This is a genomic window from Mesorhizobium sp. (assembly GCF_004962925.1).
GTDB lineage: Bacteria > Pseudomonadota > Alphaproteobacteria > Rhizobiales > Rhizobiaceae > Mesorhizobium.
The window spans coordinates 1-7,143 of the sequence record NZ_SUEO01000236.1 but is presented as its reverse complement, the minus strand read 5'-3'; the positions used below and the strand labels follow the sequence as shown (position 1 = coordinate 7,143).

At 64.0% G+C, this 7,143-nt stretch carries 6 protein-coding genes; 5 read left to right on the top strand and 1 reads right to left on the bottom strand.

From position 1 onward, the window contains the following. The 5 genes from mnmE to E5W87_RS30405 form a co-directional block, all read left to right on the top strand. The coding region (gene mnmE / locus E5W87_RS30425) for a tRNA uridine-5-carboxymethylaminomethyl(34) synthesis GTPase MnmE (protein WP_292406119.1) at positions 1-989 on the top strand (989 nt) is incomplete at its 5' end. A 407-nt stretch (positions 990-1,396) separates the two neighbouring features. Then, a complete protein-coding gene (mnmG, locus tag E5W87_RS30420; RefSeq protein WP_292406116.1) occupies positions 1,397-3,271 on the top strand; it encodes a tRNA uridine-5-carboxymethylaminomethyl(34) synthesis enzyme MnmG in 1,875 nt (624 codons plus the stop codon). Further along, positions 3,268-3,903, top strand: coding sequence for a 16S rRNA (guanine(527)-N(7))-methyltransferase RsmG (gene rsmG / locus E5W87_RS30415; RefSeq protein WP_292406113.1), 636 nt, complete (start codon positions 3,268-3,270; stop codon positions 3,901-3,903). The genes mnmG and rsmG overlap by 4 nt, the downstream gene beginning before the upstream one ends. Positions 3,904-3,939: 36 nt before the next feature. After that, entirely contained in the window at positions 3,940-4,740 is an 801-nt protein-coding gene (locus E5W87_RS30410; protein ID WP_292406110.1) for a ParA family protein, read from the top strand. Positions 4,741-4,791: 51 nt separating this feature from the next. Continuing rightward, positions 4,792-5,676 (top strand): ParB/RepB/Spo0J family partition protein, encoded by an 885-nt coding sequence (locus E5W87_RS30405; protein ID WP_292406107.1) that lies wholly within the window; start codon positions 4,792-4,794, stop codon positions 5,674-5,676. Between the two features lie 315 nt (positions 5,677-5,991). Here E5W87_RS30405 and holA read toward each other — a convergent pair whose 3' ends face one another. Then, entirely contained in the window at positions 5,992-7,038 is a 1,047-nt protein-coding gene (gene holA, locus E5W87_RS30400) for a DNA polymerase III subunit delta (RefSeq protein WP_292406104.1), read from the bottom strand. Between the last annotated feature and the right edge of the window lie 105 nt (positions 7,039-7,143).

The following is a 7,143-nucleotide window of genomic DNA, read 5'->3' as shown; positions in this document are numbered from 1 at the left end:
CCCGCCGCGCCTTTCTCAACGGCAAGGTCGACCTGGTCGAAACCGAGGCGCTGGCCGACCTCGTCAATGCCGAGACGGAGGCGCAGCGGCGCTTTGCGGTGCAGAATGCCGAAGGTGTGCAAAGCGAGCTCTATCTGGGTTGGCGCGGCCGGCTCATTCATGCGCGGGCGATGATCGAAGCTGAGATCGACTTTGCCGACGAAGACGATGTGCCTGGTTCCGTTGCGGAGACGGTCTGGTCGGACGTGCGCGCCATGATCGACGAGATCGAGCGTCATGTCGAAGGGTTCCGGGCGGCCGAGATCATTCGCGACGGGTTCGAGGTCGTCATCCTCGGCGCACCGAATGCCGGCAAATCGAGCCTGTTCAACGCTCTGGCGCGGCGCGAAGCGGCGATCGTCACGGAAGAGCCCGGCACGACCCGCGATCTGCTCGAAGTGGCGCTGGACCTCGAGGGAATGCGGGTAAGGGTGACGGATACCGCCGGCCTGCGCGAGACGCCCGGCAGGATCGAGGCCATCGGCATCGAAAGGGCGAAGAGCAAGGCCGGAATCGCCGATTTGTTGCTCGTGCTGGAGGATATGGTGGACCCGGCCCCGATCGGCGCAATACCGGCCGGGGTCCCGACATTGAGGATCGGGACGAAGGTGGATTTGATGCAAGATGAATCGCTTGCAACGCATTACGACGCGGTAATTTCGACCAGGGACGGTACAGGGCTGGCTGAGCTGCTGGCGGAGATCGGCCATCGCGCCGCGACGCAGATCGGCCAGGCCGGCGACATCCTGCCGTCGCGGCTGCGGCACGTCGAGCTCCTCAACGAGACGAAGCGCTTCTTGCTTGCGGCCTTGACTGAGGATGGGCGCGGGCAGGAGTTGCGGGCGGAGGAACTGCGCCTGGCGGCGGACCGGCTTGGCCGCATCGTCGGCGCGGTCGATGTCGAGGATTTGCTGGACGTGATCTTCTTGCAGTTCTGCATCGGCAAATGACTCACGTGAAACATTGCGACTTCGGCGTGGTAGGTGATTCACGTGAAACACCTGGGTGGTCTCCCCCTGTCGTTTCGTCATCCTAGGGCGGCGTGAACGCGAAGCGAAGCGCAGACCCTAGGATCCATGCCGTGACATTAGCCGGAGGATGCCGCGGTGCAGAGGTAGTTGCCGGTCCTTCGCGTGCTTCGGCTTCAAAAGTCCTGCACCGCCGCGATGCTTAGATGTCACGGCATGGATCCTAGGGTCTGCGCGGCGTCGCTTCGCTCCTTGCTTCGCCCTAGGATGACGAAGTTAAGGGTTGTCGCATCAGTTGCATTGTTTCACGTGAAACGATTCGTCGAGCGTCCTTGACAGCGCAGGCTCTCGGCGACATGTGTCGGTCGACTTGAATTCGGGATTCTGAAATGACCGATCACTATGATGTGGTTGTGGTGGGTGGCGGCCATGCTGGTTGCGAGGCGGCCAGCGCTGCCGCGCGCGCTGGCGCGAGAACGGCGCTGGTGACGCTGCGCTTCGATACGATCGGCGTCATGTCTTGCAATCCGGCGATCGGCGGGCTCGGCAAGGGCCATCTGGTTCGCGAGATCGATGCCATGGACGGGCTGATGGGGCGCGTCGCCGACGCGGCCGGCATCCAGTTCCGTTTGCTCAATCGCCGCAAGGGACCGGCAGTTCGCGGGCCGCGGACGCAAGCCGACAGAAAGCTCTACCGGCTCGCCATGCAGGCAGCGATTCGCGAGCAGGCCGGTCTCGACGTGGTCGAGGGCGAGGTTCTGGATTTCGAAATCGACAATGAGCGCATAGCGGCTGTGCTGCTGGCGGATGGCCGCCGGCTTGCCTGCGGCGCCGTGGTGCTGACCACCGGCACTTTCCTGCGCGGGTTGATCCACATCGGTGAGAAGAAGATCGTTGCCGGTCGCATGAACGAGCAGGCCAGCCTTGGCCTGTCAGCGACGATGGGCCGCGTCGGCTTCAAGCTCGGACGGCTCAAGACCGGCACGCCGCCGCGGCTGGACGGGCGGACGATCGATTGGACCTCGCTTGAGAGGCAGGCTGCGGATGACGAGCCGGTGCCGTTCTCGCTATTGACCGACCGTATCGAGAACCCGCAGATCCATTGCGGCATCACACGCACGACGGCGGCCACGCACGCGCTGATCCGCACCAATCTGGGCCGCTCCGCCATGTATTCGGGCTCGATCGAAGGCGTGGGGCCGCGTTACTGCCCGTCCATCGAGGACAAGATCGTCAAGTTCGGCGACCGCGAAGGCCACCAGATCTTTCTGGAGCCGGAAGGACTGGACGATGACACCGTCTACCCGAACGGTATCTCGACCTCGCTGCCCGAGGACGTGCAGCTCGACATTCTGAAGACCATTCCTGGCCTTGAGCGCGCCACCATGCTGCAGCCCGGTTATGCCATCGAATATGACCATGTCGATCCGCGTGAGCTCAAGCCGACGCTGGAAACCAAGCGGGTCGACGGTCTTTTCCTGGCCGGACAGATCAACGGCACCACCGGCTACGAAGAGGCTGGCGCGCAGGGGCTGCTCGCCGGCCTCAACGCCGCGCGGCAGGCATCGGCAAGCGATCAGATCGTGCTCAGCCGCACCGAGGCCTATATCGGGGTGATGGTCGACGATTTGACCAGCCGCGGCATCGCCGAACCCTACCGTATGTTCACCTCGCGGGCCGAGTTCCGGCTGTCGCTGCGGGCCGACAATGCCGATGAGCGGCTGACGCCGCTGGTCATGAAGCTCGGCATCGCTTCGCCAGAGCGGATGCAACGGTTCAACGGCGTCGTGCAGGAGCTTGAAAAGGCGAGGGACCTTGCGCTTGGCACGATCATGACCCCCAATGAGGCGGCGCGCCATGGGTTGGAGATCAACAGGGACGGTGTGCGCCGCTCCGCCTATGAGTTGCTGGCCTATCCCGGTGTCGATGTCGCCTGGCTGGCCGGGATTGCCCCGGCGTTTGCGGCAATCGACGCTAAAACAGCCGAGCGTCTCGAAACGGAGGCGAAATATTCGGTCTATCTCGATCGCCAACAGGCTGATGTCACGCAGATCAGGCATGAGGAGAGCCGGCTGATCCCGGCTTCGCTCGATTTTGCGACGGTTCCGGGCCTGTCCACCGAGCTGAAGCAGAAGATGCTGGCGCGCCAACCGCGTTCCATCGCCGATGCGCAACGCATGGAAGGCATGACGCCGGCGGCGCTGGCGATCATCGTCGCGCATGTCCGCAACGCCGAGGCTGCTGCGCGAAGGAACGTTGCGTGAGCGCTGCCTCGTGGGCGAGCCTGCAAGAGGCTGCCGGCCCGGTTTCACGTGAAACATTCGACCGCCTGGTCGCGTTCGAGATGGTCTTCCAGAAATGGAACCGCCGGATTAACCTGGTGGCGCAATCGACGCAGGGCGATGTCTGGCGCCGCCACATCCTCGACAGCGCGCAGCTGGCGCGAATCAAGCCGGACGCGAAGCGCTGGGTCGATCTGGGCTCTGGCGGCGGTTTTCCCGGCCTTGTGCTTGCTTTTCTGCTCGCCGAGCGTGACGGCGCCAGCATCGACCTGGTTGAGAGCAATCGGAAAAAAGCGTCGTTTCTGCAAGCAGTCGTCGGGCAATTCAATCTGCCGGCGAGAGTCATCGCGCGGCGCATCGACGATGCTTATCCGCTTGTTTCGGCACCTGAAATCGTCACGGCAAGAGCGCTGGCGTCGCTTCCGGTCTTGCTTGACCTGTCGGCACCGTGGCTGACCAAGGGCGCGCGCGGCCTGTTCCACAAAGGCCGGGATTACCGCGTTGAAGTGGCAGAAAGCGCTCAACGATGGTCGTTCGATCTGGTAGAACATGCCAGCGCGACCGACGCTCATGGCGTCATACTCGAACTGTCTGATTTGCGCCAACTGACTTAGATCGGCGACCTCGGAATGAATTTCTGGCATAGACCCATGATGAAGAATGGCCCTCGAATCATCACCGTAGCCAACCAGAAGGGCGGCGTCGGCAAGACGACGACGGCCATCAATCTGGCCACGGCGCTGGCGGCGATCGGCGAAAAGGTGCTGATCGTCGACCTCGATCCGCAAGGCAATGCCTCGACAGGCCTTGGCATCGACCGCAAGGACCGTACCGTCTCGTCCTATGACGTGCTGACCGGCGAGCTGGAACTGGAAGCAGCGGCGATCCCGACGGCGGTGCCCGGCCTGTCGATCGTGCCGTCGACACTCGACCTGCTCGGCATCGAGATGGAGATCGCTTCCGCACCCGACCGGGTGCTCAAGTTGCGCAATGCGCTACGTGCCGCGAGCGAGCGTGGCGCGCCCTTCGGCTATGTGCTGATCGATTGCCCGCCATCGCTCAATCTGCTGACGCTGAACTCGATGGCGGCGGCCGATTCGGTCCTGGTGCCGCTGCAATGCGAATTCTTCGCGCTTGAAGGCTTGAGCCAGTTGCTGGAGACGGTCGAGCAGGTGCGCCGCTCGATCAATCCCGATCTGATCATTCAGGGCATCGTGCTGACCATGTATGACGGTCGCAACAACCTCGCCAACCAGGTGGTGCAGGATGTGCGGGCGCATATGGGCGACAAGGTCTATGAAACCGTCATCCCGCGCAATGTGCGTGTCTCCGAAGCGCCGTCCTATGGCAAGCCGGCGATCCTCTACGACCTCAAATGCTCGGGCAGCCAGGCCTATCTGCAGCTTGCCTCCGAGGTGATCCGCCGCGAGCGCAAATTGCGCGCCGCCTAGGGATAGCGACTTGCAGAAGCTGATTCGATACCGAAACGATCTGGACAGACGATGAGCGAAGACCTTTCAAGAAAAAGACTGGGGCGGGGACTGGCCGCGCTGATCGGCGAAATCGACCGGCCGGCAGCAGTGGAAAAGCAGGGCATGAATCCCGACGGCAAGGTGCCGATCGAGTTCCTGAGCCCGAACCCTAAAAATCCGCGCCGGCATTTCGGCGATGCCGACCTGACCGATCTTGCGCAGTCGATCCGCGAACACGGCGTGGTGCAGCCGGTGGTGGCGCGGCCGTCGCCGACGCAAGCTGGCCGCTATGAGATCATCGCCGGCGAGCGGCGCTGGCGAGCGGCGCAGCGCGCCGGGCTGAGCGAGATTCCGATCATCGTGCGCGACGTCAACGATCGCACCGCACTTGAGCTGGCGATCATCGAAAACGTCCAGCGCACCGACCTCAATCCGGTCGAGGAGGCGCTCGGCTATCAGCAGCTGATCGACGATCACGGTTACACCCAGGCCGATCTCGGCCAGGTGATCGGCAAGAGCCGCAGCCATGTCGCCAACACGCTGAGGCTGCTGAAGCTTCCCGAGGTGATCCGCGACATGCTGGTCGACGGCGCGCTGTCGGCCGGCCACGCTCGCACATTGGTGACGGCGCAGGATCCGGCGGGCCTGGCCAAGCGGATCGTCGAGGACGGGCTTTCGGTGCGCCAGGCCGAAGCGCTGGCGCAGATGCCGGCGGGCGCTCCAACGGTAAAGCGACAGCCTGCAGCACCGCCACAGAAGGATGCCGATACGCTGGCGCTGGAAAAGCTGATGACCGGCACGATCGGCATGATCGTCACGATCGAGCACAAGGAACGCGGCGGCGTGATCAGCGTCGCTTATCGGACGCTGGAGCAGCTCGACGAGCTTTGCCGGCGGTTGAAGCAGGAGCGGTAGGTGCTTGATGTGGCATGTTTTTAGCCGGCAAATAATCTTCTAGCTCAGGATTAAGCACGGCCTAGGCGAGGCATCCCCGTCCTGGTAACGCAACGAGGCTGGCGATCGCCAGCCCTTCTTTTTTCAGCGCTGGTGATTGGCGAAATCGTCGAGGCTGCTGATCTCTCCCCTTGAGGGGGAGATGGCCGGCAGGCCAGAAGGGGGTCGTCTCACGTAAAGCGCCGGCACCTTGCGGAAGCGAAGAAGATGTCGGCGTTCCAGGCGCTGCGACCGCCTCTGTCGCCTTCGGCGACATCTCCCCCTCAAGGGGGGAGATCAGGTGCGCTGAGCCAGCCGGGCGCTTTCCACAGCGATGCCGAGCAGCGCCTGCCGGGCCAGCGCGACCGAGAGATCCGGCCGCCGCCGCGTCTGCAAGACCGCCGTCTGCAGCCTGGTCAAAGCGCGGCCAAGCGCTTCGCTGTTCCAGCGTTCGAGGGCTTTCTCCACCAGCTTTCGCCTGGTGAAAAACACCGGCGGGCGCGCCGCGGCGACAACTGAAGCAGCGTTGCGGCCGCCGGCGTCCATCAGGCCGCGCATCGCCTGGATCGCCTGCAGCTGCCGCATCGCCGACGAAAGCACCAGAAAAGCCTGGCCGCCGGACTGGCAGTGGCGGGTGAAGGCCATGTCGAAATCGCCGACCTTGCCTTCGAGCAAGGCATCGACGGCATCGTCGAAGGAGAGACCGGACACGTCGCCCGATGTCGCCTTGACGTCGTCGAGGCCGATTTCGGTCTGGCCATGGGCATAGAGCACCAGCTTCTCGATCTCGCCGCGCGAGGCCAGCCGGTCACCACCGAGGTTGCGGCGCAGCGCCTGGCGGGCCTCCAGCGTCATCGACATACCGGCCTTGCGCAATTCGTCGTCGATGACGGTGTCGATGTCGCGGGCTTCGTCGGCGTAGCACGGCAAGGCCATCGCGTTGTCGGCTGCCTCGACAATGGCGCGCAGCCCGACGCCTTTTTTCAGGTCGCCAGCTTCGATCAGGATGATCGCGTCACGCGGCGGCTCCGATGTCAGCGCCTTGACGTCGTCGGCCAGCGCCTTCTGGCCGGAGGCATTGCGCACCCAGAGCAGGCGCCGGTCCGAAAACATCGGCACGGTGCGGGCCTCGTCGAGCAGGCGGCCCTCGTCGCGATCGACTTCCGAACCTTCCAGCCTGACCACCGAGAACGGATCGTCGAGCGGCAGGCCGGTTTTGCCGGCAAAGGCCTTTGCCCGCTCGGCGACGAGCCCGCGGTCGGGCCCATAGAGCAGGACGATCGAGACCCGCGGATCGGGCCGCGCCAACCACGAATCGACCTCGTAACCTTTCTTCTGTGCCATGGGTTCTGGTTAGCATGATGCGGGCGCGGGGTGAACGGCGCCGCCCCTCCTTTCCTTCTCCCCTTGTGGGAGAAGGTGGATTGGCGCGCAGCGCCAAGACGGTTG